Origin of the sequence: Ruegeria atlantica (assembly GCF_013032005.1) — a bacterium.
GTDB classification, from domain to species: Bacteria; Pseudomonadota; Alphaproteobacteria; order Rhodobacterales; family Rhodobacteraceae; genus Ruegeria; species Ruegeria atlantica_A.
In genome coordinates this window covers 212256-238643 of sequence record NZ_WQBE01000004.1, presented here as the reverse complement: position 1 = coordinate 238643, position 26388 = coordinate 212256, and the positions used below count along the sequence as shown (strand labels likewise).

Genomic DNA, 26388 nt, shown 5'->3' with positions numbered 1-26388 from the left:
CCGGATTGAATTCAGGACAAATGAAGTTTTGCATTTCCTCTTTTCTGATCGCGTCGCGCTCCACTGGAGAATCGGCAGATAAACACTTGAGAGCGGACAATAATTATCAAATTGTCGAGACACGAATAGATAGGAAAATTGTGGCGAAAAAGCGGCGATTTCGCCGCAATTCGGGCCCAGTCTTAAAGTTTTATGGCGGAAATGAGGCGACCGTAATCTGCCTCTTTCGCGTGGGTTGACCGGCGGTACGAGTAGAATCTGTCGGGGTCAGAATAGGTGCAATGGCGTGTCCATTCGGCCTGTCCGACCCCCGCCTGACGCAGCCTGTGCAGGCCAAAAGCAGGCAAGTCGAACTGCAGTCGGTCGCCGGTTCCATTCGCAAAAAACCGCAGGTTTTTCGGAGAATCCGCGACGAATTCATCCAGAAATTCCGGCCCGACCTCATATGCCGCCTGTGAGATCGAGGGGCCGATTACCGCCACGATGTTTTCCCGCTTGGCGCCAAGCGCCTCCATTGCGTCCAACGTTGCCTCAAGCACCCCATCCAAAGCGCCGCGCCATCCGGCATGCGCAGCTCCGATCACGTTCGCGTCAGAATCGGCAAATAGGACCGGCTGGCAGTCGGCGGTGAGAATCGTCAGGGCCAGATCAGGGGTTGCCGTGACCACCGCGTCGGCTTTTGGTTTGTCACCGTTGATCGGGGCGTCGACAGTCAGAACGGTGGGAGAGTGGACCTGATGAATGCCCACCAGGGCTTCGGGTGTGACGTCCATCGCCTGCGCCACGCGCTTGCGATTTACCGTGACCGCTTCGGTCTGATCGGAGGAGCCATAGCCGCAGTTGAGGCCCGAAAAAATACCCGATGATGCACCGCCGCGTCGGCTGAAAAAACCGTGGCGCACAGGGGCCAATAAATCAGAGGTCAGAATTTCCAAGGTCATGGCTCCAATCCCGGAGGTGGTGCGGAAGGGGTGGGGTAGAGGCCCAGCACTTTGAACAGGTTTCCCATTTCATCGGGGTGCGTCAACCGGCGATGTGCGGCAATTAACGCTTCAAGCTCAGACCCGCCGAGGGGCGCGGCAAGGGCTTGTGCGCGGGTGGCAATTCCCAAGCGCTCCAGAAATACACCCTGTGGTGTCAGGCGCGAATGGGCGCATCCAGCGGCGCGGGTCGCCAGTGCCAGTGGTTCGAAATCCACATGTGCCGTAAGATCAGCCTGACCGGGTTGGGCCAAAGGATCAGCGCGTTCATGTGCCTGCAGTGCCTGAAAGGTGTCGCCAAGCGAATGCCAGTCGCCATAATCCACAATCAACCCTGCGCCGCCATGGGTGCCAATCCGCCCAGCAATAACGGTAATGATGGGAATGGCAGCGGCGCACAGTTCGACCAGGTCACCATCAGCAGTGTCGTTCAGTCGATCCTTAAGGGCGATCTGATCTGCATGTGGACCCAATCCCCAAGCTAACGCGGTGCCATCGCGGCCAATCAACCGCTCGCGCCAGCCATCGCGGTCGCGCAGGAACTGTCGTATTGGCAGGGCGTCGAAGAACTCGTTCGCGACCAGAAACAACGGCGCTTCGGGCAGGTCGGCGACCGAGTCGATCCAGCGCGGGTTATGATCCTTCAAAGTCTGCGCTTGTACGTTACGTAGAGCAGGCGAGGCTTCAAGCAGAACGACCTTGGCGGCCTCATTGAAGCCGGGCACGCGTGACGTGGCGCGCAGCATGTCGGCCATCAACGTGCCACGCCCTGGTCCAAGCTCGGCCAGCACAAAATGCTCGGGGTGGCCCTGATCCATCCAGCTTTGAGCCAGGGACAGGCCAATCAATTCTCCGAACATCTGGCTGATCTCGGGGGCAGTGATGAAATCGCCCTGCGTGCCAAGAGGGTCACGGATGGTGTAATAGCCATGCGTCGGGTGCAGGAGGCATTCGGTCATGTAGTCGGCCACACTCATCGGGCCGTCCTGCGCAATACGCGCCAGCAGATGATCTTGCAGGCTCATGCCTTCGATCTTGCACGCAGGGCGAACCACAAGCCAAGGGCAATCATTGGTAGTGACAGCAATTGGCCCATCGTCAGACCATAGCCGCCCACGTGCCAAGCCAGACCCAGCGGATTCCCGGCCGAAATAAACTGCGCGTCGGGCTGCCGGAAGAATTCGACAATGAAACGCGAAGCACCGTAGCCTGCCAGAAAGACGCCCATGATCAGGCCCGGCTTGTGAAACGCGCCGCGTCGATAAGCGAGCCACAGCAGTGCAAGCCCGAGAAACAGACCCTCTAACACGGCTTCATACAGCTGTGATGGGTGTCGCGCACACATCCCGGCCACAACATCGGTGCAATCCTGCGCCGCCGCTCCGGGGAAGATCACCGCCCAAGGCAATTCGCTGGGGCGTCCCCACAACTCGGCGTTGGTGAAATTCGCCAACCGCCCGAGCAATAGCCCTGGCGGCACTGTATGGGCGATTAGGTCGGCCATGGACAGAACCGGAATTTGGTGGCGTCGCGCATAAAGATAAGAGGCGATTACTACCCCCAACAGCCCGCCATGGAACGCCATGCCACCCTGCCAGACCTTGAGAATCTCCAGCGGGTTCGAAAGGTAATAGGAGGGCTGGTAGAACAGCACGAATCCCAGGCGCCCGCCTAGAATCACACCGAGGATGATCCAGGTAATCAGATCTTCAAGCTGTTCGGGCTTCATCGGGGGCGTCTTGTCGGGCCACAGAGCCGGGCGCCGCAGCGCCGCAATGCCCATCCGCCAAGCAATAAGAATGCCAACGATATAAGCCAGCGCGTACCACCGCAGGGCGAACTCCATCCCAAACAATGAGATCGAGAACAACTCGGGCGACAGATCGGGGAAATTCAGAACAGCCTGCATGTGCGTCTCATTGCCCGGGGTTTGCAGGGCAAGTCAACCTTGAGCCCGGAGTAATCATTCCCCATATAGAGACCAACCGCGATTTCGGAGTAGAGCCATGCAAACCCGCAACAAGATCCTTGATGACGTTTCCCAACTGATGACCAACGCCATGGGCGTGGCCCAGGGCGCACGGGAAGAGGCTGAGAATGCGATGAAGTCGATGATCGACCGCTGGCTGGCCGACCGCGATTTCGTCACACGCGAAGAATTCGACGCCGTTCGCGCGATGGCCCAAAAAGCGCGTGAAGAAAACGCAGCGTTGGAGTCCCGCATAGCCGCGCTTGAGGCAAAGCTGGACAAGTAACACCCCAACAATCTGATTTTTGGCTAAAGCTATCCGCCGCGCAATCCGAACTTGGGTTGTGCGGTGTTGTGCATCATGCCGCCCTGCTGAGATTAATCAAGACAAAGCTACAATTCGTGCCAATATTTTGATCGCCGTTGCCGACTGTCCACAACTTATTGCTGTTATCCCCAATAAATAGGGTTGCCAGAAACCATCTCGCATCGCACCATATTTAGTACAGGCAGACGGGGTTGGCCCCGGCTTGTAGAGTAAGCAACTAGCATTGGGGCGCTGCCAGCCCCTAAAAGGCTAGAGATTAGTGAGGTGGCATTATGGCCCTTTCCGAGCAGTTTCTCGAAGAAGACCTTCATCCGATCGATATTGTTGAACATATTGCTGAACATCACGACTGGGACTTTGACCGGATCGGGGATGATCAGATTGCCATGGCCGTCGAAGGGCAGTGGCGCACATACTCGATCACGTTGGCCTGGTCGAACTATGACGAAACCCTGCGCATGGTGTGCTCGTTCGAGATGGAGCCACCAACGGATCGCGAAGCCAAGCTGTATGAACTGCTGAACAAGATGAATGATCAGTGCTGGGCCGGGGCGTTTACGTACTGGGCCAATCAAAAGCTGATGGTTTATCGCTATGGTCTGGTTCTGGCCGGTGGTCAGATGGCCAGCCCGGATCAGATCGACACGATGATCAGCGCCGCGGTGCTGAGCGCCGAGCGCTACTATCCGGCGATCCAGTTGGTCACATGGGGCAATCGGACCCCCGAAGAAGCGATACAAGTCGCCATTGCAGAGGCCTACGGCCGCGCGTAAAGCTTTGCCCCGAACCGAATGAGGAGAGGGGCAATCATGGACATGTCACGCGTTGCCGAACAGGGGCTGGTTCTTCTGGGGTGCGGCAAGATGGGATCGGCCATGCTCGCCGGATGGTTAGAGCATGGCCTTCCTGCGTCAGCGGTCTGGGTAATTGATCCTAACCCCTCGGACTGGCTTAAGGCGCAGGGCGTCAACATCAACACCCCGCTGCCCGAGGCCCCCGCCGTGGTACTAGTGGCCGTCAAGCCGCAGATGATGGGCGAGGCGCTGCCTGCGATCAAAGCGTTGGGCGGAGGTAACAGCCTGTTTGTCTCGATCGCAGCGGGGACATCGATTGCCACGTTCGAGGCCGTTCTGGGCAAAGACACCCCGATCGTGCGCGCCATGCCGAACACGCCAGCCGCAATCCGGCAGGGAATCACGGCGCTTATCGGCAATGCGAAGGCTTCGGACGCCGATGTGGCATTGGCTGAAAACCTGCTGTCTGCCATCGGCGAGACCGTTCGGCTGGAAGATGAGGCGCAGATGGACGCCGTCACCGGGCTCAGCGGGTCAGGCCCGGCCTATGTCTTTCACCTGATTGAAACGCTCGCCGCCGCTGGTCAGGCACAGGGCTTGCCACATGAGCTGGCGATGAAGCTGGCCAAATCCACTGTGGCCGGGGCAGGGGCATTGGCCATGGCGGCCGAAGAAGACCCCTCGCAACTGCGCGTCAATGTCACATCGCCTAACGGCACAACCCAAGCCGCGCTTGAGGTGCTGATGCACGAGGAAGAAGGTTTCCCCGACCTGCTGCACCGTGCAGTCAAAGCTGCGACAGATCGATCCAAGGAGCTGTCCCGTGAGTGAGATTACATTCGACGATTTTCTCAAGGTCGACATCCGCGTGGGCGAGGTGATCCGGGCCGAACCTTACCCAGAGGCCCGTAAGCCCGCGATCAAGATGTGGATCGATTTTGGGGATGAGATTGGTAAGCGGAAAACCTCGGCCCAGGTCACCGCGCATTACGATCCTTCGACGCTGGTGGGCAAGCAGGTGATGGCCGTAGTGAACTTCCCCCCGCGCCAGATCGGTCGGTTCATGTCTGAAGTTCTGGTACTAGGCTTGCCCGATGAAAACGGTGAAGTGGTCTTGATCGGCCCGGATGGCGAAGTTCCTATCGGCGGGCGGATGCACTGATGAAATTGCTGATCACCCGCCCAATGACCGCCGCCGTCGAGGCCCGCGCTCGCCGCGCGTTCGATGTGGAAATTCGTAGCAACACCTTGCCCATGACGTCCGAGGAAATGCTACGCGCACTAAGGGACTTCGATGTGGTCGTGCCCACATTGGGTGACCAGTTTTCGGCCCAGATTTTCGCGGATGCCCCCAACCCTCGGTGCAAACTCCTGGCCAATTTTGGTGTCGGTTACAACCATATCGACGTCGACGCCGCGCGCACCGTTGGTGTCGCGGTCACCAACACGCCCGGTGCTGTCACCGATGCGACGGCCGATATCGCCATGACCCTCTTGCTGTCTACGGCCCGTCGCGCGGGCGAGGGCGAACGGCTGGTCCGCGCGGGCAACTGGCAAGGATGGCATCCAACGCAGATGCTGGGCCACCACGTTACCGGCAAGCGCGTCGGAATCGTTGGTATGGGCCGGATCGGTCAGGCCATTGCCCGGCGCTGTTATTTCGGGTTCGCGATGCAGGTGGCCTATCAGTCACGCAGCCCGAAGGAGGTAGAGTTTCCTGCTGAATATATCCCGGACCTGTCGTCTTTGGCGGCGTCGGTCGATTTCCTCGTGACTGCCGTATCTGGCGGGGCTGAAACCCGTCACCTGATCAACGCTCAGGTGTTAGAGGCAATGAACCCATCAGGCATTCTGATTAACATCGCCCGCGGTGAGGTCATTGACGAGACCGCCCTGATCGCCGCCCTACAGTCCGGCCAGATCGCGGGCGCCGGGCTGGACGTGTACGAATTCGAACCCGCCGTTCCGCAGGCGCTGCGTGATATGGATAACGTGACCCTGTTACCACATCTTGGCACAGCCACCGAGGAAGTGCGCAGCGACATGGGCCATATGGCACTGGACAACGTGGCGGCCTTTGTCGAGGGACGGCCGCTGCCAAATCCGGTCTAAGATCCGACCGCCTCGCGCCAGTGTTTGCGGCAAAGCGAGACATAGGTCTCGTTCCCGCCGATCTGCACCTGTGCGCCTTCGGTGATGGTGTTGCCGTTCTCATCCTGACGAATCACCATTGTCGCCTTGCGCCCGCATTTGCAGATGGTGCGCACCTCACGCATTTCATCAGCCAGAGCTAACAGCGCTGCTGAGCCCGGAAATAGACGCCCCTGAAAATCCACTCGCAACCCATAAGCCAATACCGGCACGTTTAGGTCATCTACCGCACGGGCCAGTTGCCAGACCTGATCTTCCGTCAGGAATTGCGCCTCATCTATAAAAACGCAGGCGATATTACCCTGAACCAGCCGCGCTCGGATCATGCCAAAGACATCATCTTCGGTTGTGAACGTATCGGCGTCTGCGGAAATCCCGATCCGCGACGCAATTCTCCCGACACCAGCGCGCCCATCCAGGGCAGCGGTCATCAAATAGGTGTCCATGCCCCGCTCACGATAGTTATGCGAGGCTTGCAGCAACACGGTCGATTTACCCGCGTTCATGGTGGAATAATTGAAGTAGAGCTTTGCCATGCACCCGGGTCTAATTGGCAAGACCTGCCTGGGCAAGGCATCAAAACCCGTTAAGGAAGCGACGTCGCCGTTGTCATTGCAGGGACAGAGCGTACGCTCAAAGGGGATGGATCCCCCGCGCCTACAACAGCGACGCCGTCGGCCAACATGCGGCCTATACCAAACGAGGCTTAAATTGCGCCCCGTAATCACTCTTTACCGGCCGGAACGGCCGCCACTCACTCACAAAACCCCTGCATATCTGAGGGATAGCCAATTTATGACATTTCAACTATGAATCGAATATGGGAAATTTCCTGTCCCTTTCCCCCACAGTGGCAGATGTTGTGGAGGGCACAGGCAGCAAAGGTACAAACATGGCAGATATCGGGGCCTACCTGAAAAAGCACACAGAGGCGTTGGTCAAAGACGTCGGCATTGAATCCGCGTGTGAGATCACCGGAAAATCCAAGGCGACTCTGGGGCGGTATTATTCAGACAATGCCGAACACGCCGACCGGTTCATGCCCGTGGACGCCGTGGCCCGGCTTGAGGCTGTGTCAAACTACCCGCATGTGACCTCGGCGCTGGCTGATCTGAAAAACATCACGCTGTCGTATGACGGTCGCAACACCGAAAGCCCGCGCACCGGTGGGGTGAATTCGGACGTGATCGCGTTGAGCCAGCGGTTCGCCATGCTGATGACTGAATATCAGGCCGCTATCGAAGACGGCATCATCACCGTGAACGAGGCCAAACGCCTGCTGAAGGAAACAAGCCTGCTGCAACAGGTGCTGATCGAGATGAAGCTGCATCTGGAAGAGGAAAGCGTGAGCTAGGGCTTGTCGTTAACCTTCCCGCGAATAATACCTGCAGAGTCGGGCTTCAAAGGTCGGCTTTGCGGACAATCTGGACTTTACTGCCGGCGATTTGAAGGTCAGCTTCCTATGCATTGGCAGATACTTAGTCTAGAATTGCCATATGCTGATTGGAACGCAAAACACGCTCTCAGAAGTGATCAATGCTAGAGGTGTTTTTACACCTCTTGGTGTTTCTCGATCCTCCAAAGAAGTCTGTGAAGCTGTTTCCGATGCTTTAGGGCGTCACTTCATTATGGATGATCTACATGATGCAGTGGGTCGAGAAATTGCCGAAATGACCAATGCGAGCGCGGCCACTGTCGTACATTGCAGTGCGGCTGCGATTACATTGGCTGTAGCGGCCTCTATGACCGGTAGTTCCCCAGGCGCGATTAAACAGCTTCCCGATGCAAGCGGTCTCAAGAGCCGAGTCATTTTGCCTGCAAACCACGCAGTAAATTACGGTCATCCCATTGAGCAAGCTATCCGACTTGCAGGTGCGAAACCGGAGCTTGTGGGCGACAATTCGGCTTGCGGCATTGAGGACCTTGCTCACGCTTGTTCAAAACTGGATGCGTGTTGTTTAGTGCTTGTTTCCTCCAGACTTACTGGAGGCGAAATGCTGGATTTTCGAAAAGCAGTCTCTGCGGCCCATGAACATGATCTGCCAGTGGTGATTGATGGCGCGGCCCAGGATTTTCGAATTGAAGACTTGCTGGATACCGGAGCTGACGTGGTTCTCATTAGCGGCCAAAAATACTTAGCTGGCCCAACATCAGGTTTGGTTCTTGGAAAGCCCGATCTGGTTTCAGCGGTCAGAGCACAGGAAAAAGGAATAGGGCGCGGCATGAAGGCATCAAAGGAAGTTCTCCTCGGTGTCCTTACTGCTTTAAAGCTTCGCCAACAGCTTAACAAAGAGGCTTGGTCGTCAGATCAAAAGGAAAAGGTTGCCCGATTTGTCTCAGTAGCGAACACGATTGAAGGTATCACGGCCAAAGCGAATCCTGATCCTACAAATCTGCCATTTGATCGAGTGCATCTCTGCATTGCCAAATCGTCAGAATTTCCTGATGCGGCACAAATGGCAGCAGCTTTGAAAGCCGGTGAACCTTCGATCTGGATCATGGACCATTTAACCCACCAGTCGGAGATAGTGTTGGAGCTAGTCCAACTTACGCAAGAAGAAATCGACACAGTTCTGGATCGAATAAGAGAAGTAGTGTCCCAATATCAAAAATCCTAAAAGCTGACATTTACGCAACCTGCGGCATTGGTCAAATTGGGTTCAAAGCGGACAGGCGAACTCTTTTTTATGTGACTTCTGTATACAGGCCGTTAACCGTGCCGCTTCACGATCACCGATCCCACCGAATACCCAGCGCCGAACGAACAAATAAGACCAACATCTCCATCCGACAGATCATCGGAATACTTGGAAAACGCGATGATCGACCCGGCTGAGGATGTGTTGGCATAGTCCTGCAGAATATTGGGCTGTTCACCCGCTTCGGGTTCGCGTCCCAGTACCTTTTTGCCAATGAAATCATTCATCGTCTTGTTGGCCTGATGCAGCCACAGGCGTTTCAGGTCGCTGCTGCCAACCCCTTCGGATTCCATGTGATCCGAGATGTGTTTGCTGACCATCGGCAGCACTTCCTTGAACACTTTCCGGCCGTTTTGCATGAATTGCATGTCTCGCCGGTCGATCACCCCATCAGGGCGCGAGCGGCGCAGGAAGCCATTATTATTGCGGATGTTGTTCGAGAAGGATGTGGCGCAGCGGGTCGAGAGGATTTCGAAATGCGGGCCCGTCGCGTTTTCGATCCGCTCGACCAAGGTGGCCGTGGCCACATCGCCGAAGATAAAGTGGCAATCGCGATCACGCCATTCCAGGTGACCCGAACAGATCTCGGGGTTGACCACCAGCGCTGACCGGACCGAACCCGAACGGATCATATCCGCCGCTGCCTGAATACCGAACGTGGCCGAGGAGCAGGCGACGTTCATGTCGAAGCCAAAGCCGTCAATGCCCAACGCCTGCTGAATCTCGATCGCGATCGCAGGATAGGCGCGTTCATGGTTTGACGCGGCGCAGATCACCAGATCGACATCTTCGGCACTGCGACCCGCCTGAGCCAGCGCTTTATTGCAGGCATCCACGGCCATCTCGGTCATGATGCCGGGTTCGTCATCGCCGCGTTGGCGAAGCAGGGGATGCATCACGTTTGGGTCCAGCACACCGGATTTATCCATCACATATCGGTTCTCGATACCCGATGCCTTGAGGATGAATTCTACGGACGAATGCTGTATCGGTTCAATCTCACCCGCTGCAATCGCGTCGGCATTCTTGGCGTTTTGCGTGTCGGCATAGGCGTTGAAGGCGGCGACAAGCTCGGCGTTGGTGATGACGTTCTCGGGCGTGAAAACACCGGTGCCTGTGATTGCGGGCGTATACATGGCGGGTCCTGAATGTTTCGAATCCGCTTAAAATGCAGTCGCTGCGGGTTTTGATCAAGAGAAGGTGACCCAAGGGAATGCAGCGAAACCAGTCAAATTACTGCTTCACAACTTGAATGGTTCATAATCTGAAGTATATGACGCCACGGACTTACGGAGCTCCCAATGCCAGACAACATAAGCGACAGGCTTGGCCGCCTAAGCCCTGAAATCCAGTCAATCATGGGTGTGTATGCCCTGTACTGGAAGCTGGAAGAGGCGTTCGATTGCATTGAAACGGAACTTAGCCATCCGGAATGCCACATGTTGATCAAACTGGATCAACCCAAGCGTATGGGCGTTCTGGCGGCCGACATGCTGAGTGTCCCTTCGACCATAACCGCCACGGCGGACGGTTTGGAAAAAGCTGGCTATCTGACGCGTGAACGTGACCCCGAAGACCGCCGTGCCTGGTTGCTGGTTCTGACTGAGCAGGGCGAAGAGGCCCGGAATATGCTGGTGTCCGAAGCCGGTGACCTTTTCCACCGCGCATCCGGATTGGATGCAAAAGAAACTGCCGAATTCGCGCGATTGGCGCGCAAAATCCGAGACAACATCCTGAAAACAGGAATTCCCGAGGGATTGACGAAATGAAACTCCTCTCTGTTCTGAGTGCGACCCTGATCGCGCTGACGACACCGGTTCTGGCTCAAGAAACCGCCAAGCCGGTCAAGCTGATGCAGGTGCGCGAAACCGCACCGGGCTTTTCACGCCAGTTCTTTGGGCGCGTGGCCGCCCGACAAACCGTTGATCTGGCCTTTCAGGTCTCGGGTCAGATTGTTGAGATGCCGGTGACCGAAGGATTTGTGATCCCCAAGGGTGAGTTGATCGCGCAGCTGGATCAAGCACCTTTCCAGCGCCGGTACGACCGCGCGGTCCTGCAAAAGGATCAGGCGGACCGAACCGTGGCTCGCTTGTCTCGATTGCGGGGTACCACCGCCAGCCAAGTGGCCGTGGACGATGCGGAGACAGAGGCGCAACTGGCTGATATCGCCGTGCGGGATGCGGAATACGATCTTGAACATGCGACTCTGACCGCGCCATTCGACGCGCTAGTGTCCAGCCGGGCGGTTGAAGCCTTTACCACCGTGTCAGCTGGCGCCCCCATCGTGCGCATTCACGACATGTCGGAATTGCGGATCGAAGTCGATGTGCCCGAGATTCTGTTTCAGCGTTCGGGTCAGGAAGAAAGCTATACGATCACTGCGAAATTCCCGACCAGTGACGAGGTATTCCCCCTTCAGATTCGTGAGTTTGATGCCGAAAGCTCAACCGTGGGGCAGACCTTCCGCATTCAGTTCGGCCTGACCCCGCCGGAGGGTTTGCAAATCCTGCCGGGCTCGTCCGTGACCGTGACTGTTCAGGTAGAGGATGGCCGGACCGGTATCGTCATTCCGGCCGCGGCCATCGTTGCAGGCGCTGATGGAGCGCTGGGCGTCATGGTGTTTTCGCCAGTTGGCGCCGACGAAGGCGCCGTTCAATACGTACCTGTCACCATCGAACCCACCCAGACCGGCGAGGTCCGAGTGCTGACCGGTCTGTCGGACGGTGACGAAATCGTTGTCGCTGGCGGCAGTGCGCTGACCGACGGTCAGGCCGTACGCCGCTTTGCTGGCTTTGCGAACTGAGGGCAAACAGATGAACATCGCGCGCGCCTCGATCGACCGGCCGATTTATACGTGGCTGATCATCCTGATTGCCCTGTTTGGGGGCATTTGGGGCTTCCTGTCGCTGGGTCGTCTGGAAGACCCGGCCTTCACCATCAAGAATGCCGTCATAGCAACGCAATACCCAGGCGCCACAGCCGAAGAAGTGGCGCTCGAGGTCTCGGAACCATTGGAATCTGCCATCCAACAGATGGGCGAGGTTGATACGATCACCTCGGTCAACCAACCGGGATTTTCGCTGATCGAGGTCGAGATCAAATCGACTTATGACGGTACAGAACTGCCTGAAATTTGGACCAAGCTGCGCGCCAAGGTGCGCGACGCATCGCGTGCATTGCCATCGGGCGTAAGTCAACCAATGGTGAATGACGGGTTCGGTGATGTGTTCGGCCTGTTTTACGCTGTCACGGCCGAAGGGTTTTCGGACGCTGAAAAGCATGAGTTATCCACTTTTTTGCGGCGCGAATTGCTGACCGTTCCCGGTGTCGCGGATGTTGAGGTGATGGGCCTGCCGGACGAGGCGATCTTTGTCGAACCCGATCTGGCCATTTCCGTCAACCAGAACGTGCCTATCCCGTCCATCAACGAGGCCATTGCCAACGCGGACTCGGTTAATGCGTCGGGATCGGTCCGAACTGAGAATGACCGCACCACGATCCTGACGGCCGAAGGGTCAGATACAGTTTCTGCCATTGCCGGTTTGTCGTTGGGGTCGCAGGGGCAGGTGATCAACCTATTCGACATGGCGCACGTCTTCCGTGGCCGTCAGACCGACCCCGAGGTCATGATCCGGTTCAACGGGACCGAGGCGTTCACGCTGGGCATCGCGGGTCTGTCGACCGAGAATATCGTCGAAGTCGGCCAGCGTGCCGATGCCACATTCGCCGAGTTGGACCCTCAGATTCCCTTTGGGGTCGAAATCCTGCCGATCTATCAGCAGCATGTGGTGGTCGAACAGGCCTCGAACGACTTTCTGGTGAACCTGGCCATGTCAGTCAGCATCGTTGTGGCGGTTTTGGCTATCTTCATGGGCTGGCGCGCGGCGGTGGTCGTGGGCTCGACCCTTCTGCTGACCGTAGTGGGGACACTGTTGTTCATGTCGATCTTCTCGATCGAGATGGAGCGGATATCGCTGGGCGCCCTGATCATTGCGATGGGGATGCTGGTGGACAACGCCATCGTGGTGGCCGAGGGAATGCAGATCGCCATGCTGCGCGGTAAAAATTCCCGCGATGCGGCTGATGAGGCGGCGTCGAAAACGCAAATCCCGCTGTTGGGGGCGACGGTCATCGGCATCATGGCTTTTGCCGGTATTGGCCTCAGCCCGGATGCGACGGGTGAGTTTCTGTTCTCATTGTTTGCGGTAATTGGTATCTCGTTGCTGCTTAGTTGGGTTCTGGCGCTTACGGTGACGCCGATGCTGGGGCATTACTTCTTCAAGCAGGGAAAAGAGGGCGAGGTGGACGCTTATGGCGGCATCATGTTCCGTGTCTACGGTGCGATCCTGCGGTGGTCCTTGCGGATGCGCTGGCTGGTGATTGCCGCGCTGGTCGGGGTAACGGTGGCCTGTTTCGCGGGCTTTGGCTTGGTAAAACAGCAGTTTTTCCCTGACTCGAACACACCGCTGTTCTTCGTGCATTACAACCTGCCGCAAGGCACGCCCATCGCACGCACGGCTGAGGATATGGCGGTCTTCGAAGACTGGCTGGCCGAGCGCGACGATGTCGTGTCCGTCACCACCTTTGTCGGGCAGGGCGCAACTCGGTTCCTGCTAACCTATTCGGCCGAAAAACCAAACCCCAGCTATGGGCACATGATCATTCGCACTGAAACGCTGGATGACATTCCGGTTTTGCAGGCGGATTTGGAAGCGTTTGGGCAGGCACAATTCCCCGAGGGCAAATTCCGCACCAAACGCCTGATCTTCGGCCCGGGCGGCGGAGACCCAATCCAAGCGCGGTTCTCGGGCAGTGATCCGAAGGTATTGCGCCAGCTGGCCGATGAGGCGGTGTGGAAAATGCGCGAGGCTTCCCCTAATGCGCTGAACGTCTATCATGATTGGCGCGAGCAGGAGCTGGCAGTGCAGCCGATCTATGCGACCGAGCGGGCGCAGACCGCAGGTGTGTCCCGTGAAGATATCGCCGCGACTTTGCAGTTTTCCACGGACGGGATCACCGCCGGAGAATTCCGCGAGCGGGACCGTCTGATCCCCATCATCATACGCCGTCCCGCGGACGGGGATTATTCGATCGTCGATCAGGTGGTGTTTTCAGAAGAATCGCAAAAGTTCGTTCCAATCGAGCAAATGGTCGATGGGTTCGAATACAAGCCGCTCAACACGCTGGTGCATCGTCGTGACCGCGTGCTGACGATCACCGTCGGGGCTGATATCCCGCCCGGCATGACGGCGGCACAGGTCCATTCTGAGGTACGCGCGGCCATCGAAGACATGGACCTGCCACCTGGTTATCGCATGGAATGGGGGGGCGAGTTCGAAAACGCTGGCGAGGCCAACGAAAGCCTAGGACGTCAGTTGCCCCTGAGCCTGCTGATCATGGTGCTGATCTCAGTGCTAATCTTTAACGCGATCCGCCAGCCGATCATCATCTGGCTGTTGGTGCCGATGTCGGTGAACGGCGTCGTGATCGGGCTGTTGGGGACGGGTCTGCCGTTCACCTTCACAGCGCTGCTGGGGCTGCTGAGCTTGTCGGGGATGCTGATCAAGAACGGGATCGTTCTAGTCGAAGAGATTGATCTGGTCCGCGCCACCGGCAAGCCCCTGCGCGAGTCGATTGTCGAAGCTTCGGTCTCGCGTTTGCGCCCTGTGATGCTGGCGGCGATCACCACAATTCTGGGGATGGCACCGTTGCTGACGGACGCGTTCTTCCGCTCGATGGCCGTGACGATTATGGGCGGTTTGGCCTTTGCCACGATCCTGACCATGGTCGCGGCTCCGGTCTTTTACATGGTGTTCTTTGCACGCGATGAAAAACGCGAGTTTGCACAGGCCTGACTGGTACCGGGCGGCGTTTCAGTCGCCCGGGTCCTTTTCCGGATCATAATGATAGTAAAAACAGGATAGCTTGTTTCCGTCCGGGTCGCGCAGATAGGCGACATAGAAATCAGGCGTGTAATAGTCCCGAATGCCCGGAGGACCTGCGTCTGTGCCCCCATTTTCCAGACCTGCCGCGTGAAAACGCCGAACTTGCGCTGCGCTGCTGGCCGGAAAAGCAATCATCGTTCCATTGCCCACGCAGGCCGCCCCACCATCAAATGGCGTACAGACCCAAAACCCTGTCCCGGTATCGGGATGGTTTCCCCAGCCCGCGCGATCCTTTGACCACCCCGGAAGGCGCGGCTGATCCAGTACAGAAAAGATCGCGTCATAGAACCGGATGGCCCGGGACAAGTTATTGGTTCCGTATGTGGTGTAAAGGCGCATGGTTTCACCGGTTGTCAGAACAGCATCATGCTGCCCGCGACAACACAGGGAAAGCGAAAACGGCGCTGCCGTTCGCGTCAGATCAGTGGGATCAGCGGCACATCACACGCGGCAAGCGTCATCAAAGCGGCGAGAACCATAAACCTGCGCATTTTGTTTTCCTTCTGCTCGTTTGCAAAAAAGATGCGCGCCCGAAGACACGGGGTCAACGGGCGCGGCGTGTTTGGTTCAAAATGCGCGGGTTTCACCCCAGGGAAGTTAGCCCTGCAGCGACTTCACCTCAACATCGCCTTCGGCCTGTGCCTTGATCGCCAGCGCGGCAGCATGGCTGGCGGCCGCGGTGGTGAAATAGGGGATCTTGTCATAGAGCGCGATTGAACGGATGGACTTGCTGTCCTCGACCGCCTGTGCGCCTTCGGTTGTGTTCATCAACAATTGCACCTGACCGTCTTTCAGCATGTCAGCCACGTCAGGGCGGCCTTCATAGACCTTGTTGACCACGTCACAGGCTACACCCTGTTCAGCCAGCCAGGACTGGGTGCCGCGTGTGGCCACCAGAGAAAAACCTTGCCCGGTCAGAACCTGCGCGGCCTCAAGCATCGCGGGGGTCTTGTCGGCATCCTTGATCGAGATAAACGCACGACCCGAGGACGGCAGTACCATACCAGCCCCCATCTGTGCCTTGAGGAAAGCGCGGTGGAAGTCGCGGTCCCAGCCCATGACCTCACCGGTCGAGCGCATTTCCGGACCCAAAATGGTGTCGACGCCGGGGAAACGGGCAAAGGGCAGCACCGCCTCTTTCACCGAAAACCACGGCATGTCCGGATCAGCCAGTGTCATCTGGTCTGCGATCTTGGTGTCCTGACCGTCCTGATAAGGCGGGCGCTGCGGGAAGTTCGCCAGCTTCTCACCAGCCATGACACGCGCGGCAATCGATGCGATGGCACTGTCGGTCGCCTTTGCGACAAACGGTACGGTCCGTGAGGCGCGCGGGTTGACCTCGATCAAATAAATCTCGCCATCCTTGATGGCGAACTGCACGTTCATCAGGCCGACGACATTCAGAGCTTTGGCTAGCTTGAACGCCTGATCCTTGATCTGATCCAGGATTTCTTTCGACAGCGAATAGGGCGGCAGCGAACAAGCCGAGTCACCCGAGTGAACGCCAGCCTCTTCGATATGCTGCATGATGCCAGCGACATGTACGGCCTCACCGTCGCAAATGGCATCCACGTCCAGCTCAACCGCACCGGCCAAATAACTGTCCAGCAGAACCGGGCTGTCGCCCGAGACCACCACAGCCTCGTTGATATAGCGTTTCAGCTGCTCCATATCGCGCACGATTTCCATCGCGCGGCCACCCAGAACGTAAGAGGGGCGGATGACCAGTGGGAAGCCAATCTCGTCGGCAATCTCCAGCGCCTGCTCATCGGTCGAGGCGATGCCGTTATTGGGCTGTTTCAGGCCCAGATCATTGACCAGCGCCTGAAAGCGTTCACGGTCTTCGGCAAGGTCAATCGCATCCGGCGTGGTGCCAAGGATCGGGATACCTTCAGCCTCAAGCGCGTTGGCCAGTTTCAGCGGGGTTTGGCCGCCGAACTGAACGATCACACCGTGCAGCGTGCCGTTTTCCTGCTCTTTCGTCAGGATTTCCATCACGTGTTCGAATGTCAGCGGTTCAAAATACAGCCGGTCCGAGGTGTCATAGTCGGTCGAGACCGTCTCGGGGTTGCAGTTGACCATGATGGTTTCATATCCCGCTTCGGTTAGTGCGAAACAGGCGTGGCAGCAGCAATAATCGAACTCGATGCCCTGACCGATCCGGTTCGGGCCTCCGCCAAGGATGACAACTTTTTTGCGGTCAGACGGGCGCGCTTCGCATTCGACCTCGCCCATCATGGGCGCTTCGTAGGTTGAATACATATAAGGCGTCTGTGCTTCGAACTCGGCGGCGCAGGTGTCGATGCGCTTGAACACGGCGTTGACGCCCAGATTGCGGCGGGCGCGGCGGACGTTGTCCTCATCCCGGCCGGTCAGATTGCCCAGACGAGCATCGGTAAAGCCCAGCATTTTCAGCTTGCGGATGCCGTCTTCGGTCACCGGCAGGCCATCTTTGCGGACAACGCGCTCAGCCTCGATGATCTCGCGGATACGGGCCAGGAACCATGGGTCAAATTTGGTGACGCCAAAGATTTCGTCATCGGTCAGACCGTGACGCATGGCCTGCGCGATGGTGCGCAGACGGTCGGGGGTTTGTTTGCTGATCGCCTTGATGACGGCAGCTTTGTCGCTGGCTTCTTCCCAGACACCGACGTTCAGCCCGGGGATTTCAATCTCATCAAACCCGGTCAGGCCCGATTCCATCGAGGCCAGCGCCTTTTGCATCGATTCGTGGATCGTGCGGCCGATGGACATGGCTTCTCCCACCGACTTCATGGCGGTAGTCAGGTAAGGCTCGGAGCCTGGGAACTTTTCAAAGGCGAATTTCGGGATCTTGGTGACGACATAGTCGATGGTCGGCTCAAACGAGGCCGGGGTGACCTTGGTGATGTCGTTGTCCAACTCGTCTAGCGTATAGCCAACGGCCAGCTTGGCCGCAATCTTCGCAATCGGGAAACCGGTCGCCTTGGACGCCAGCGCCGAGGAGCGCGACACACGTGGGTTCATCTCGATCACAACCATGCGGCCATCATCGGGGTTGATCGCCCATTGTACGTTCGAACCGCCGGTTTCGACCCCGATCTCACGCAGAACGGCAATCGAACCGTTGCGCATGATCTGGTATTCCTTGTCGGTCAGCGTCAGGGCAGGGGCCACGGTGATCGAGTCGCCGGTATGCACGCCCATCGGATCGACGTTTTCGATGGAGCAGACGATGATGGCGTTGTCGGCGGTGTCGCGCACCACCTCCATCTCATACTCTTTCCAACCCAGCAGGCTTTCATCGACGAGGATCTGGTTGACGGGCGAGGCATCCATGCCCGAGCGGCAAAAATGGATATAGTCCTCACGGTTATAGGCCACGCCGCCACCGGTGCCGCCCAGGGTAAAGGCAGGGCGGATAATGGCGGGCAGGCCGATTTCTTCCAGCTCATCCAGCGCCATCTGCACACCGGCGTCCAGATCGGTGGAACCGTCGTCGCGCTTGGGAGCGGTCACGATGGTTGCCTTGGGGTTTTCCAGCCCCAGCCGGTCCATCGCCTCGCGGAACAGGGCGCGGTCTTCGGCCATTTCGATGGCGTCGCGTTTGGCGCCGATCATCTCGACCCCGAACTTTTCAAGCACACCCATCTCTTCCAGCGCCAGCGAGGTGTTCAGGCCGGTCTGCCCGCCCATGGTGGGCAGCAAGGCGTCGGGGCGTTCTTTTTCGATGATCTTCGCGACAACCTCGGGGGTGATCGGTTCGATATAAGTGGCGTCAGCCAGACCGGGGTCGGTCATGATGGTGGCCGGGTTTGAGTTCACCAGGATGACCCGGTATCCTTCTTCGCGCAGCGCCTTGCAGGCCTGGGCGCCGGAATAGTCAAACTCGCAGGCCTGACCGATGACGATGGGCCCCGCTCCGATGATCATGATCGACTGGATGTCGGTTCTTCTGGGCATGGCCTGGTTCCTTCGGTTAACTGCGAGTCAGGGCGCCCCCATGCGCCCAAATTGTCCTGCGTTATAGGGACCGCGCGAAAAGGTTCAAGGGGTATCGGAAACGGTGACGAAATTGCCGCTTTCCCCTCCTTCCCTTGCCGTCGTATTCTCTATACCGCGCAGCACGACAAATGAGGATGCAATTGCGTATTCGTTTCGATCAGGGGCCAGCCGGACCCGGAACAAGTTTCGACCGGCTAGCCAGTGTGATCCGTGCAGACAAGCCGGACGACGTGCCCCAGGCCTTGGTGGCGCTGGATGAGGCGCGCGCCGACGGTGCGTGGCTTGCCGGTTATGCCAGTTATGAGCTGGGCTATGTGCTTGAGCCGCGCTTGGCTGACCGACTGCCCGCGGATCGCCGTCTGCCTTTGCTGTGCTTTGGCGTTTATGAGGCCCCAGTGCAACGCGATCTTCCCTCGGCAGCTGGTGGCGTCACCGGATTTGAGCCCCGCTGGGATGAGGCACGTTATACGCGCGCCTTTCAACAGGTTCATGACGCCATCGGGGCCGGGGATATCTACCAGGCCAACCTGACCTTTCCTATCGACCTGACCATCCAGGGTGAAAGCGCCGCGTTCTATGCCTCTCTGGCTTCCGGGCAAGCGGTGGGTCACGGCGCGCTGGTACAGCAGGACGGCTTGCCTGATCTGCTGAGCCGCTCGCCCGAGTTGTTCTTTCGTACCGATGCGGATCGAGGGATTGAAACCCGCCCGATGAAAGGCACGCAACCTCGCAGCGATGATATGGCCGAGGACGCGCGACGCCGGGCCTTTCTGTCGATTGACGAAAAGAATCGGGCCGAAAACCTGATGATTGTCGATCTTCTGCGAAATGACCTTAGCCGTGTTGCGCTGCCCGGATCGGTCAAAGTGCCCGAGCTGTTCAAAGTCGAAACCTATGCGACTGTGCATCAGATGGTCTCGTTGGTGCAGGCGCATCTGCATTTGGGGGCCGAGCTGTCCGATATCCTGATGGCGCTGTTCCCCTGTGGTTCAATCACCGGTGCGCCCAAGATCCGTGCGATGGAGATTTTGGCCGATTTGGAACCTTGGGCCCGCGACATTTATTGCGGCGCCATCGGCTGGGCGGCCCCGGACGGTCGGTCGGAATTCAACGTAGCGATCCGCACGCTAATGGTTGAGGATGGCAGAGCCACTCTGAACGTGGGCGGTGGCCTGGTCTGGGACAGCACAGCCCCGTCGGAATACGAGGAAGCGTTATGGAAAGCCCGCTTTGCCCACCAGCTAATTCTGACTTCCGCATAATCGAAACGCTGGCCTTTCGGCCTGAGCAAGGGTTTGTACGGCGAGATCAACACTTGGCCCGGATGGCCCGATCAGCTCAAGCCTTTGGGATTTCCTTTGACGCGGACCGCGCCATTGATCTGTTGAACGTCGTGGGTGGCTCATCGCCGCTTAGGTGTCGACTGACGCTGGCCGCAGGTGGTCAGCTGGATATAACGACCGGAGCATTGGCCGATAATCCGACGATCTGGCGGATCGCCATTGCCGAACCGCGCCTGACCGCGTCTGACATCTGGTTGCAGCACAAAACAACACAGCGTGCCATATACGACACCACTCGGGCGACTTTGCCTCATGGCATAGACGAGGTCCTGTTTTTGAACGAACGCGACGAGTTGTGCGAAGGCACCATCACCAATCTGTTTCTGCATATGTCGGATGGCCGTCGCCTAACGCCTGCGTTGTCCAGCGGCGTTCTACCCGGCATTCTGCGCGAAGAATTACTGAGTAATAAAGAGGTTACCGAAGCCACGCTGACCTTGACCGACCTGAAAAACGCAGAAAAACTCTATATGGGAAATTCGTTGCGTGGCCTGATCCGGGCGGAGTTGGCAATACAGTGAGCAAACAAACCGATTGGGCGGACAGCGGGGTGCCGTATCTGCGATTGCGGCTGGAATTTGGATTGTTTTTTATCGCTGCGCCGGTGCTGATCGCGGTATTCTTTCCACCCGACTGGATGTTCCCGTCATTATTCACCTTCACGGCCATCGGGATTGTGTTGCTGCACATTACACCCGGCTTTGCCTGGGCTGAACTGCGGTACAACTGGCGCAACTGGTCCTGGCGCGAGGTTGCTTTGTTTACCTTTGCCATGACGATCTTTTGCGCCGTGGTTGTGATGGCAATGCGACCCGAGGCGGCGTTTTTCCTACTGCGAAATCGACCCGAATTCCTTCTGGTGATTTGGATTGGTTACCCATTGTTGTCGGCCCTGCCGCAAGAGCTTTTGTTCCGGTCCCTGTTCTTCCGCCGCTATCACGAAATCTTGCCAAACGGACGCGCGGCCTATCTGCTGAACGCTGCGCTGTTTTCACTGGCACATCTGATGTATTGGAGCTGGATCGTCGCCGTCATGACCTTTGCCGGAGGGTTGCTGTTCACCTGGGCCTATCGCAAACGCGGATCGTTTTTCTACGCGGTCTTATTGCACGCAATTGCGGGAAACATCATCTTTGCCGCCGGTCTGGGCATCTATTTCTACTCGGGCAACGTGCAAAGGCCGTTTTGACAGCGCGACCTGCCTTGACTTTCCATGCCCGACAGGGTGTATCGGCGCGACGAATTCTGCGCCCGAAGGGATATTTTCATGCATGCCTATCGCAGCCACACCTGCGCCGCTCTGACCGCCGCCAATGTCGGTGAAACCGTCCGCCTGTCCGGTTGGGTGCATCGTGTCCGAGATCACGGTGGCGTGCTGTTCATCGACCTGCGCGATCATTTCGGCGTCACGCAAGTGCTGTGCGATGGTGACAGCGCCGCCTTTGCCGAGCTGGAAAAGGTCCGCTCGGAATGGTGTATCCGTATCGACGGCACTGTCAAAGCGCGCGACGCGGAGCTGGTAAACCCGAAACTGCCCACCGGCGAGATCGAAGTTTACGTGCGCGAATTAGAAGTGCTGGGCGCCGCTGATGAGCTGCCGTTGATGGTGTTCGGCGATCAGGAATACCCCGAAGAAACCCGCCTGCGCTATCGTTATCTGGACCTGCGCCGCGAGGCGATGCAGCAGAACATGACGCTGCGCTCGGACGTTGTGGCGTCCATGCGCCGTCGCATGTGGGATCAGGGGTTCCGCGAATATCAGACGCCAATCATCACTGCGTCCTCGCCGGAAGGCGCGCGTGACTTCTTGGTGCCTTCGCGTCTGCATCCGGGCAAGTTCTATGCGTTGCCGCAGGCGCCGCAGCAGTTCAAGCAGCTGATCATGGTGTCGGGCTTTGACAAATACTTCCAGATCGCGCCGTGTTTCCGCGATGAAGACCCACGCGCCGACCGCTCACCCACCGATTTCTATCAACTCGACCTTGAGATGTCGTTTGTTGAACAGCAGGACGTGTTCGACACGATCCAGCCCGTTCTGACCGGTGTGTTCGAGGAATTCGGCGGTGGTCGCAAGGTTGATCAGGAGTGGCCGCATATCTCTTACAAGGACGCGGCACTTTGGTATGGCAGCGACAAGCCGGACCTGCGTAATCCTATTAAAATGCAAGTGGTCTCCGACCACTTCCGCGATTCTGGCTTCGCGATATTCGCGAAGCTGTTGGAGCAGGAAGGCACCGAAATCCGCGCCATTCCTGCGCCGACGGGTGGCAGCCGCAAGTTCTGTGACCGCATGAACGCTTTTGCCCAGAAAGAGGGTCTGCCCGGTATGGGCTATATCTTCTGGCGCGATCAGGGCGAAGGCATGGAGGCCGCAGGTCCGTTGGCCAAGAACATCGGCCCCGAGCGGACCGAGGCAATCCGTCAACAACTGGGTCTGGGTGTTGGTGACGCCGCGTTCTTCCTGGGCGGCAAGCCGAAAGCCTTTGAAAAGGTGGCGGGTAAGGCGCGCGATGTGATCGGTGAGGAGTTGGGTCTGACCGAGAAAGACCGCTTTGCCTTTGCCTGGATCGTAGATTTCCCGATCTACGAACAGGACGAAGAAACCGGAACCATCGACTTTGAACACAACCCATTCTCGATGCCGCAAGGTGGTATGGCGGCCCTGCAAGGTAATCCTCTGGACGTGCGCGGCTATCAGTACGATCTGGCGTGCAACGGGTATGAGCTGGTCTCGGGTGCGATCCGGAACCACAAGCCTGAGATCATGCTGAAAGCCTTTGAACTGGCAGGCTATGGCGAGGATGAGGTGAAAAGCCGCTTTGGTGCGCTGTTCAACGCCTTCCACTATGGCGCTCCGCCGCACGGTGGTTGTGCTGCGGGGATCGACCGGATCGTGATGCTATTGGCTGATGAGGCCAACATCCGCGAAGTAATGATGTTCCCGATGAACCAGCGCGCCGAAGACCTGATGATGGACGCGCCATCCGATCCGACCTCGGATCAGTTGATGGAATTGGGATTGCGGATCATCCCACAGGATTGATCAATCACCCGCCGCAGCCCCTGCGGCGGGTTTTTCCTTTGGATCAGGTGCCACAAGCCTGTGGTTAATATTCTGCGGTAATTGCTGTGTTGCTTCAGTGTCGGTCAACGGACAGGATTTTGATCCGCGTGCAACACGGATGTTCCGGGCTGTTGCACGGGTCTGAGAATAGGCCCAGATCGTCAGGATCGTGGATGACAGAAAATACGCCGTTATCAATTCAGATCGCCTCGCGCTTTTCCAGTCGCGCCTGAACGATGCCGGCGACCTTTGCGGCCAGCGCCGTAACTGGTCCTCCGCCTGCGCGCGTTTCGACCAGTTTCTGCGCGGCATCCGCCAGAACCGTATCCTCGGCATCCCGGGCAACGCCGATCAGGAATTGGGCCGCATAATCCAAAGTGCGATGATCGTTCGGCCCGGCCAGTACATCTGCGATATGGGCCATGTCGTCTTGATAGGCCATCGGGTCCGGGTGGATAACCTCATCCCGAATGGCGTGCAGGTTGTTGGGTCGACGATCCTGGGGCAGGTTTTCCAGAATGAACTGCTGAAAATGAGAAAGTGATTTCAGGGGTTTGTTCAGAAACCCATCGGCACCTGCGTGCAACGCAGCCTCCTGACTGTGATCGTCGCCGGACATGCCCAGAATAGCGCCGATACGTGGGGTTGCTTCGGCCAATTCGGCAATCAGGTCGGCACCGGACCCATCTGGCAAGCCGATATCCACCAGAATGACAGAAGGGCGATAGATCTGCAGGTGGCGCCGGGCCGAGGTCAGGCAATCCGCCCGCCGGATACGCGCACCGCTATGCAGGCACATCAGCCGGATCGCGTCACAGGCAAAGCGGCTGTCTTCGACAACCAGAATGGTTTGACCCAGCAGAGGCCGCGTGGCCGTCGGCTGCGCGGGTGAGGCGAAGGGGCTCGAATCGTCCATGGCAGAACTCCTAATCAGCAGATGCCCTAAGCTAGGAACTTCTGGCTAACACAGGGTTAACGGCAATTTGGCGCACTTGTTCTTTGGCCAAACTGCCCCCATAACCGCGGCAACGCAGAACACAGGAGAGTTCAATGATTGGTCGTCTGAACCACGTCGCCATTGCCGTACCCGATCTTGAGGCCGCGTCCGCGCAATATAGCAATGCACTGGGCGCCAAGGTCGGCGCGCCGCAGGATGAGCCCGATCATGGCGTTACCGTAGTGTTCATCGAACTGCCAAACACCAAGATCGAATTGCTGTACCCGCTGGGTGAAAACAGCCCGATCAACGGCTTTCTGGAAAAGAACCCGGCAGGCGGCATCCACCATGTCTGCTATGAGGTTGAAGACATCATCGCTGCCCGTGATCACCTAAAGGAAACCGGTGCCCGCGTTCTGGGATCGGGCGAGCCGAAGATCGGCGCGCATGGCAAGCCGGTACTGTTTTTGCACCCCAAGGACTTTAACGGCTGTCTGGTCGAACTAGAACAGGTTTAATCAAGCGAGGCTGTCATGACGATCACTGCTGCACTGGTATTGTTCGCCGTCATCTGGTTCATGACGCTGTTGGTTGTGTTGCCTATCCGTATCAAAACGCAGGGCGATCTGGGTGATATCGTTCCAGGCACCCATGCGGGCGCGCCGGAAGTGCATCACATGAAGAAAAAGATGTGGATCACCACCGGGATTTCGGTGGTGCTCTGGGCTGTTATTGCCGGGATTATCATCTCTGGTGTGATCTCGGTGCGCGATTTCGACTGGCTGAACCAACTGGAACCGCGGAACTGAGCGTCAGGTCGAGAGACCTGACAGCTTGTGATAGATATGGGTGAAAGTGGCAACCCCGAGGATTGGGATCACCAGATTCACCAGCGGCACCGAGAGGGGAATGGCCATCAAGGTGCCGGCCAGCCAGATGGTGGTGGAATGCTTGGCGCGCAGCTTGCGCGCGCCGTCCCGCCCGATCCTTCGCATCGCGGCCAGCGTGAAATACTCCCGACCCAGCAGAAACCCGTTCATTGCCCAGAAAATAAACGGCGCCAGTGGTGGGAACATCGCATAGAGGATCAGCGCCAGCAGGTTGGCCACAACCAGCACGCCCATGAAGCTAACCGCATCCCTTAACCCTTCGTTGAACGGGATGCCTGGAACGGCGGGCAGGGTGGGATAGTGTTTATCCTCGACCGCCTGCGCGACCTCTTCCAGAAACAAAGACGTAATCGCCGAGGCGACTGGCATCATCAGAAAAACCGGCAGTATCAACACCACAAAAATGCCGGAGTAGTTCAGTACATCGTTCAACCACGGCACGGCGCCAATCCAAGGCAGTGAAATCTCATCCCCGGACAGCCTGTTTATTAACCAGATTGCACCAGCGCAGGCCGCGATCAACAGCGCGACCGTCAGACCTATGCCACGCAGTATGACTGCGCGGAACTTGGGGTCTCCGATCTGACCAAGCGCCGCAAAAAACGCGTTGAGGATCATCATTCCTCGACCCATTCGGTCAGCGCTGCCACATCCGGGCGAGGGCGTTCTGGCGGGGCCGTGCCTTCGGTAGCAATGTGGATCAGGCCAACGATGCGCTCGTTGTCTTGCAAGCCAAAGGCTTGACGGCAGAATTCGGGATCATGGGTTTGCCAGCCGGACAACCAGTTCGCCCCCCAACCCGCTGCAAGCGCCGCGTTCAGTAAGGCCAGACAGACTGCACCAGCCGAATAGGTCTGTTCAATCGCCGGGACTTTTTCGGATGGTTTCTGCACCTCGACCACGGCAACGGCCAGATGGCCCATGTCAAACTGGCTTTGCGCTTTTGCGATGTCCTCGGGCGTCTTGCCCAGGGCAACGCCCCGCTCGTGCGTCAACCCGGACAGGCGCGGCATTGCGCCTTTCTCAAGCACGATAAAGCGCCACGGCTCCAGCTTGCCGTGATCGGGGCTGCGGGCGGCGGCGGTCAAAAGCGGCAACAGCTCATCCCGCGTCGGGGCCGGAGCAATCAGCGTTTTGGCAGGGCGGGACCGGCGCGATTGCAGAAATTCCAGGGCAGCCGGGTTTTTCAAGGACATATGTTAACTTCCTTTACATGAGCAGTCTGTATCTGGTTGAGTATCTGGCGCGTTTCAAGTGCAATCAGCTGGATAGGCCGGATCATTTTCATTCCCCGGTGCCCCATG

At 57.9% G+C, this 26388-nt stretch carries 26 protein-coding genes; 16 read left to right on the top strand and 10 right to left on the bottom strand.

Annotation, left to right across the window (positions count from 1 at the left end; all coding sequences use genetic code 11):
* Window positions 1-182: 182 nt before the first annotated feature.
* From pgeF to lgt, 3 genes are read right to left on the bottom strand one after another with little or no spacing between them, the layout of a single operon-like run.
* Entirely contained in the window at window positions 183-941 is a 759-nt protein-coding gene (pgeF, locus tag GOX21_RS10355) for a peptidoglycan editing factor PgeF (RefSeq protein WP_170374267.1), read from the bottom strand.
* Complete coding sequence (locus tag GOX21_RS10350; protein ID WP_170374269.1) at window positions 938-2005, bottom strand: class I SAM-dependent methyltransferase; 1068 nt, start codon at window positions 2003-2005, stop codon at window positions 938-940. The genes pgeF and GOX21_RS10350 overlap by 4 nt, the downstream gene beginning before the upstream one ends.
* Complete coding sequence (lgt, locus tag GOX21_RS10345) at window positions 2002-2889, bottom strand: prolipoprotein diacylglyceryl transferase (protein WP_170374271.1); 888 nt, start codon at window positions 2887-2889, stop codon at window positions 2002-2004. Before lgt ends, GOX21_RS10350 begins: the two co-directional genes overlap by 4 nt.
* Window positions 2890-2986: 97 nt before the next feature.
* Between lgt and GOX21_RS10340 the strand changes: the two genes are divergently transcribed.
* The 5 genes from GOX21_RS10340 to GOX21_RS10320 all read left to right on the top strand — a co-directional run bounded on the left by GOX21_RS10340 (window position 2987) and on the right by GOX21_RS10320 (window position 6183).
* Window positions 2987-3235: an accessory factor UbiK family protein gene (locus GOX21_RS10340; protein WP_037308471.1), complete on the top strand. Its 249-nt coding sequence runs from the start codon at window positions 2987-2989 to the stop codon at window positions 3233-3235.
* 314 nt (window positions 3236-3549) lie between these two features.
* Window positions 3550-4050 (top strand): YbjN domain-containing protein, encoded by a 501-nt coding sequence (locus tag GOX21_RS10335; protein WP_170347858.1) that lies wholly within the window; start codon window positions 3550-3552, stop codon window positions 4048-4050.
* A 36-nt stretch (window positions 4051-4086) separates the two neighbouring features.
* Entirely contained in the window at window positions 4087-4902 is an 816-nt protein-coding gene (gene proC / locus GOX21_RS10330; protein ID WP_170374273.1) for a pyrroline-5-carboxylate reductase, read from the top strand.
* A complete protein-coding gene (locus GOX21_RS10325; RefSeq protein WP_170374275.1) occupies window positions 4895-5233 on the top strand; it encodes a tRNA-binding protein in 339 nt (112 codons plus the stop codon). Before proC ends, GOX21_RS10325 begins: the two co-directional genes overlap by 8 nt.
* Window positions 5233-6183, top strand: coding sequence for a 2-hydroxyacid dehydrogenase (locus GOX21_RS10320; protein WP_170374277.1), 951 nt, complete (start codon window positions 5233-5235; stop codon window positions 6181-6183). Before GOX21_RS10325 ends, GOX21_RS10320 begins: the two co-directional genes overlap by 1 nt.
* Here the strand turns inward: GOX21_RS10320 and GOX21_RS10315 are convergent.
* On the bottom strand, window positions 6180-6758 hold the full coding sequence (locus GOX21_RS10315) for a thymidine kinase (RefSeq protein WP_170374279.1): 579 nt from the start codon (window positions 6756-6758) through the stop codon (window positions 6180-6182). The two genes, GOX21_RS10320 and GOX21_RS10315, sit on opposite strands and share 4 nt — an antisense overlap.
* A 356-nt stretch (window positions 6759-7114) precedes the next feature.
* Here GOX21_RS10315 and GOX21_RS10310 point away from each other — a divergent pair, with 356 nt between their 5' ends.
* Both GOX21_RS10310 and GOX21_RS10305 read left to right on the top strand, forming a co-directional pair.
* Entirely contained in the window at window positions 7115-7576 is a 462-nt protein-coding gene (locus GOX21_RS10310) for a hypothetical protein (protein WP_170347863.1), read from the top strand.
* 142 nt (window positions 7577-7718) lie between these two features.
* The gene (locus tag GOX21_RS10305) at window positions 7719-8840 is read left to right on the top strand and encodes an aminotransferase class V-fold PLP-dependent enzyme (protein ID WP_170374281.1); all 1122 of its coding nucleotides are present in this window, start codon (window positions 7719-7721) and stop codon (window positions 8838-8840) included.
* A gap of 92 nt (window positions 8841-8932) precedes the next feature.
* Here the strand turns inward: GOX21_RS10305 and GOX21_RS10300 are convergent, their stop codons facing one another.
* Entirely contained in the window at window positions 8933-10057 is a 1125-nt protein-coding gene (locus GOX21_RS10300; RefSeq protein WP_170374283.1) for a beta-ketoacyl-ACP synthase III, read from the bottom strand.
* A gap of 165 nt (window positions 10058-10222) precedes the next feature.
* Here GOX21_RS10300 and GOX21_RS10295 point away from each other — a divergent pair, with 165 nt between their 5' ends.
* From GOX21_RS10295 to GOX21_RS10285, 3 genes are read left to right on the top strand one after another with little or no spacing between them, the layout of a single operon-like run.
* A complete protein-coding gene (locus GOX21_RS10295; RefSeq protein ID WP_170347866.1) occupies window positions 10223-10690 on the top strand; it encodes a MarR family winged helix-turn-helix transcriptional regulator in 468 nt (155 codons plus the stop codon).
* Window positions 10687-11724, top strand: a complete 1038-nt coding sequence (locus GOX21_RS10290) for an efflux RND transporter periplasmic adaptor subunit (protein ID WP_170347867.1) — start codon at window positions 10687-10689, stop codon at window positions 11722-11724. The genes GOX21_RS10295 and GOX21_RS10290 overlap by 4 nt, the downstream gene beginning before the upstream one ends.
* A 10-nt stretch (window positions 11725-11734) precedes the next feature.
* Complete coding sequence (locus GOX21_RS10285; protein ID WP_170374285.1) at window positions 11735-14776, top strand: efflux RND transporter permease subunit; 3042 nt, start codon at window positions 11735-11737, stop codon at window positions 14774-14776.
* A gap of 18 nt (window positions 14777-14794) precedes the next feature.
* Here GOX21_RS10285 and GOX21_RS10280 read toward each other — a convergent pair whose 3' ends face one another.
* Window positions 14795-15205, bottom strand: coding sequence for a VOC family protein (locus tag GOX21_RS10280; RefSeq protein ID WP_170374287.1), 411 nt, complete (start codon window positions 15203-15205; stop codon window positions 14795-14797).
* 258 nt (window positions 15206-15463) lie between these two features.
* Window positions 15464-18808, bottom strand: coding sequence for a carbamoyl-phosphate synthase large subunit (gene carB, locus GOX21_RS10275; protein ID WP_170374289.1), 3345 nt, complete (start codon window positions 18806-18808; stop codon window positions 15464-15466).
* Window positions 18809-18984: 176 nt separating this feature from the next.
* Here carB and GOX21_RS10270 point away from each other — a divergent pair, with 176 nt between their 5' ends.
* The 4 genes from GOX21_RS10270 (at window position 18985) to aspS (ending at window position 23236) form a co-directional block, all read left to right on the top strand.
* On the top strand, window positions 18985-20112 hold the full coding sequence (locus tag GOX21_RS10270; RefSeq protein WP_170374291.1) for an aminodeoxychorismate synthase component I: 1128 nt from the start codon (window positions 18985-18987) through the stop codon (window positions 20110-20112).
* Complete coding sequence (locus GOX21_RS10265) at window positions 20067-20714, top strand: aminotransferase class IV family protein (protein ID WP_170374294.1); 648 nt, start codon at window positions 20067-20069, stop codon at window positions 20712-20714. The genes GOX21_RS10270 and GOX21_RS10265 overlap by 46 nt, the downstream gene beginning before the upstream one ends.
* Complete coding sequence (locus GOX21_RS10260) at window positions 20711-21382, top strand: CPBP family intramembrane glutamic endopeptidase (protein WP_170347873.1); 672 nt, start codon at window positions 20711-20713, stop codon at window positions 21380-21382. The genes GOX21_RS10265 and GOX21_RS10260 overlap by 4 nt, the downstream gene beginning before the upstream one ends.
* Window positions 21383-21460: 78 nt before the next feature.
* Window positions 21461-23236 (top strand): aspartate--tRNA ligase, encoded by a 1776-nt coding sequence (aspS, locus tag GOX21_RS10255; RefSeq protein WP_170374296.1) that lies wholly within the window; start codon window positions 21461-21463, stop codon window positions 23234-23236.
* A gap of 220 nt (window positions 23237-23456) precedes the next feature.
* Here the strand turns inward: aspS and GOX21_RS10250 are convergent, their stop codons facing one another.
* A complete protein-coding gene (locus GOX21_RS10250) occupies window positions 23457-24173 on the bottom strand; it encodes a response regulator (protein WP_170374298.1) in 717 nt (238 codons plus the stop codon).
* 134 nt (window positions 24174-24307) lie between these two features.
* On the opposite strand from GOX21_RS10250, the gene mce reads away from it, so the two are divergent.
* Together mce and GOX21_RS10240 are read left to right on the top strand one after the other, a co-directional pair.
* Window positions 24308-24712, top strand: coding sequence for a methylmalonyl-CoA epimerase (gene mce, locus GOX21_RS10245; RefSeq protein ID WP_170347876.1), 405 nt, complete (start codon window positions 24308-24310; stop codon window positions 24710-24712).
* Window positions 24713-24727: 15 nt separating this feature from the next.
* Window positions 24728-25003, top strand: coding sequence for a DUF1467 family protein (locus GOX21_RS10240; protein ID WP_170347877.1), 276 nt, complete (start codon window positions 24728-24730; stop codon window positions 25001-25003).
* 3 nt (window positions 25004-25006) lie between these two features.
* Here the strand turns inward: GOX21_RS10240 and GOX21_RS10235 are convergent, their stop codons facing one another.
* Window positions 25007-25702, bottom strand: coding sequence for an EI24 domain-containing protein (locus GOX21_RS10235; protein WP_170376070.1), 696 nt, complete (start codon window positions 25700-25702; stop codon window positions 25007-25009).
* Window positions 25702-26280 (bottom strand): nitroreductase family protein, encoded by a 579-nt coding sequence (locus tag GOX21_RS10230; RefSeq protein WP_170374300.1) that lies wholly within the window; start codon window positions 26278-26280, stop codon window positions 25702-25704. The genes GOX21_RS10235 and GOX21_RS10230 overlap by 1 nt, the downstream gene beginning before the upstream one ends.
* Window positions 26281-26388: the final 108 nt, after the last annotated feature.

Excerpts from the sequence above, each read along its gene's own strand:
- GOX21_RS10230 (WP_170374300.1), bottom strand. The coding sequence starts at position 26,280 with ATGTCCTTGAAAAACCCGGCTGCCCTGGAATTTCTGCAATCGCGCCGG.
- carB (WP_170374289.1), bottom strand. The coding sequence starts at position 18,808 with ATGCCCAGAAGAACCGACATCCAGTCGATCATGATCATCGGAGCGGGG.
- GOX21_RS10295 (WP_170347866.1), top strand. The coding sequence starts at position 10,223 with ATGCCAGACAACATAAGCGACAGGCTTGGCCGCCTAAGCCCTGAAATC.
- GOX21_RS10300 (WP_170374283.1), bottom strand. The coding sequence starts at position 10,057 with ATGTATACGCCCGCAATCACAGGCACCGGTGTTTTCACGCCCGAGAAC.
- lgt (WP_170374271.1), bottom strand. The coding sequence starts at position 2,889 with ATGCAGGCTGTTCTGAATTTCCCCGATCTGTCGCCCGAGTTGTTCTCG.
- GOX21_RS10290 (WP_170347867.1), top strand. The coding sequence starts at position 10,687 with ATGAAACTCCTCTCTGTTCTGAGTGCGACCCTGATCGCGCTGACGACA.
- GOX21_RS10315 (WP_170374279.1), bottom strand. The coding sequence starts at position 6,758 with ATGGCAAAGCTCTACTTCAATTATTCCACCATGAACGCGGGTAAATCG.
- GOX21_RS10285 (WP_170374285.1), top strand. The coding sequence starts at position 11,735 with ATGAACATCGCGCGCGCCTCGATCGACCGGCCGATTTATACGTGGCTG.
- GOX21_RS10335 (WP_170347858.1), top strand. The coding sequence starts at position 3,550 with ATGGCCCTTTCCGAGCAGTTTCTCGAAGAAGACCTTCATCCGATCGAT.
- GOX21_RS10265 (WP_170374294.1), top strand. The coding sequence starts at position 20,067 with ATGGAAAGCCCGCTTTGCCCACCAGCTAATTCTGACTTCCGCATAATC.
- GOX21_RS10270 (WP_170374291.1), top strand. The coding sequence starts at position 18,985 with ATGCAATTGCGTATTCGTTTCGATCAGGGGCCAGCCGGACCCGGAACA.
- pgeF (WP_170374267.1), bottom strand. The coding sequence starts at position 941 with ATGACCTTGGAAATTCTGACCTCTGATTTATTGGCCCCTGTGCGCCAC.
- GOX21_RS10280 (WP_170374287.1), bottom strand. The coding sequence starts at position 15,205 with ATGCGCCTTTACACCACATACGGAACCAATAACTTGTCCCGGGCCATC.
- GOX21_RS10340 (WP_037308471.1), top strand. The coding sequence starts at position 2,987 with ATGCAAACCCGCAACAAGATCCTTGATGACGTTTCCCAACTGATGACC.
- GOX21_RS10250 (WP_170374298.1), bottom strand. The coding sequence starts at position 24,173 with ATGGACGATTCGAGCCCCTTCGCCTCACCCGCGCAGCCGACGGCCACG.
- GOX21_RS10235 (WP_170376070.1), bottom strand. The coding sequence starts at position 25,702 with ATGATCCTCAACGCGTTTTTTGCGGCGCTTGGTCAGATCGGAGACCCC.
- GOX21_RS10320 (WP_170374277.1), top strand. The coding sequence starts at position 5,233 with ATGAAATTGCTGATCACCCGCCCAATGACCGCCGCCGTCGAGGCCCGC.
- GOX21_RS10310 (WP_170347863.1), top strand. The coding sequence starts at position 7,115 with ATGGCAGATATCGGGGCCTACCTGAAAAAGCACACAGAGGCGTTGGTC.
- mce (WP_170347876.1), top strand. The coding sequence starts at position 24,308 with ATGATTGGTCGTCTGAACCACGTCGCCATTGCCGTACCCGATCTTGAG.
- GOX21_RS10305 (WP_170374281.1), top strand. The coding sequence starts at position 7,719 with ATGCTGATTGGAACGCAAAACACGCTCTCAGAAGTGATCAATGCTAGA.
- GOX21_RS10350 (WP_170374269.1), bottom strand. The coding sequence starts at position 2,005 with ATGAGCCTGCAAGATCATCTGCTGGCGCGTATTGCGCAGGACGGCCCG.
- proC (WP_170374273.1), top strand. The coding sequence starts at position 4,087 with ATGGACATGTCACGCGTTGCCGAACAGGGGCTGGTTCTTCTGGGGTGC.
- aspS (WP_170374296.1), top strand. The coding sequence starts at position 21,461 with ATGCATGCCTATCGCAGCCACACCTGCGCCGCTCTGACCGCCGCCAAT.
- GOX21_RS10240 (WP_170347877.1), top strand. The coding sequence starts at position 24,728 with ATGACGATCACTGCTGCACTGGTATTGTTCGCCGTCATCTGGTTCATG.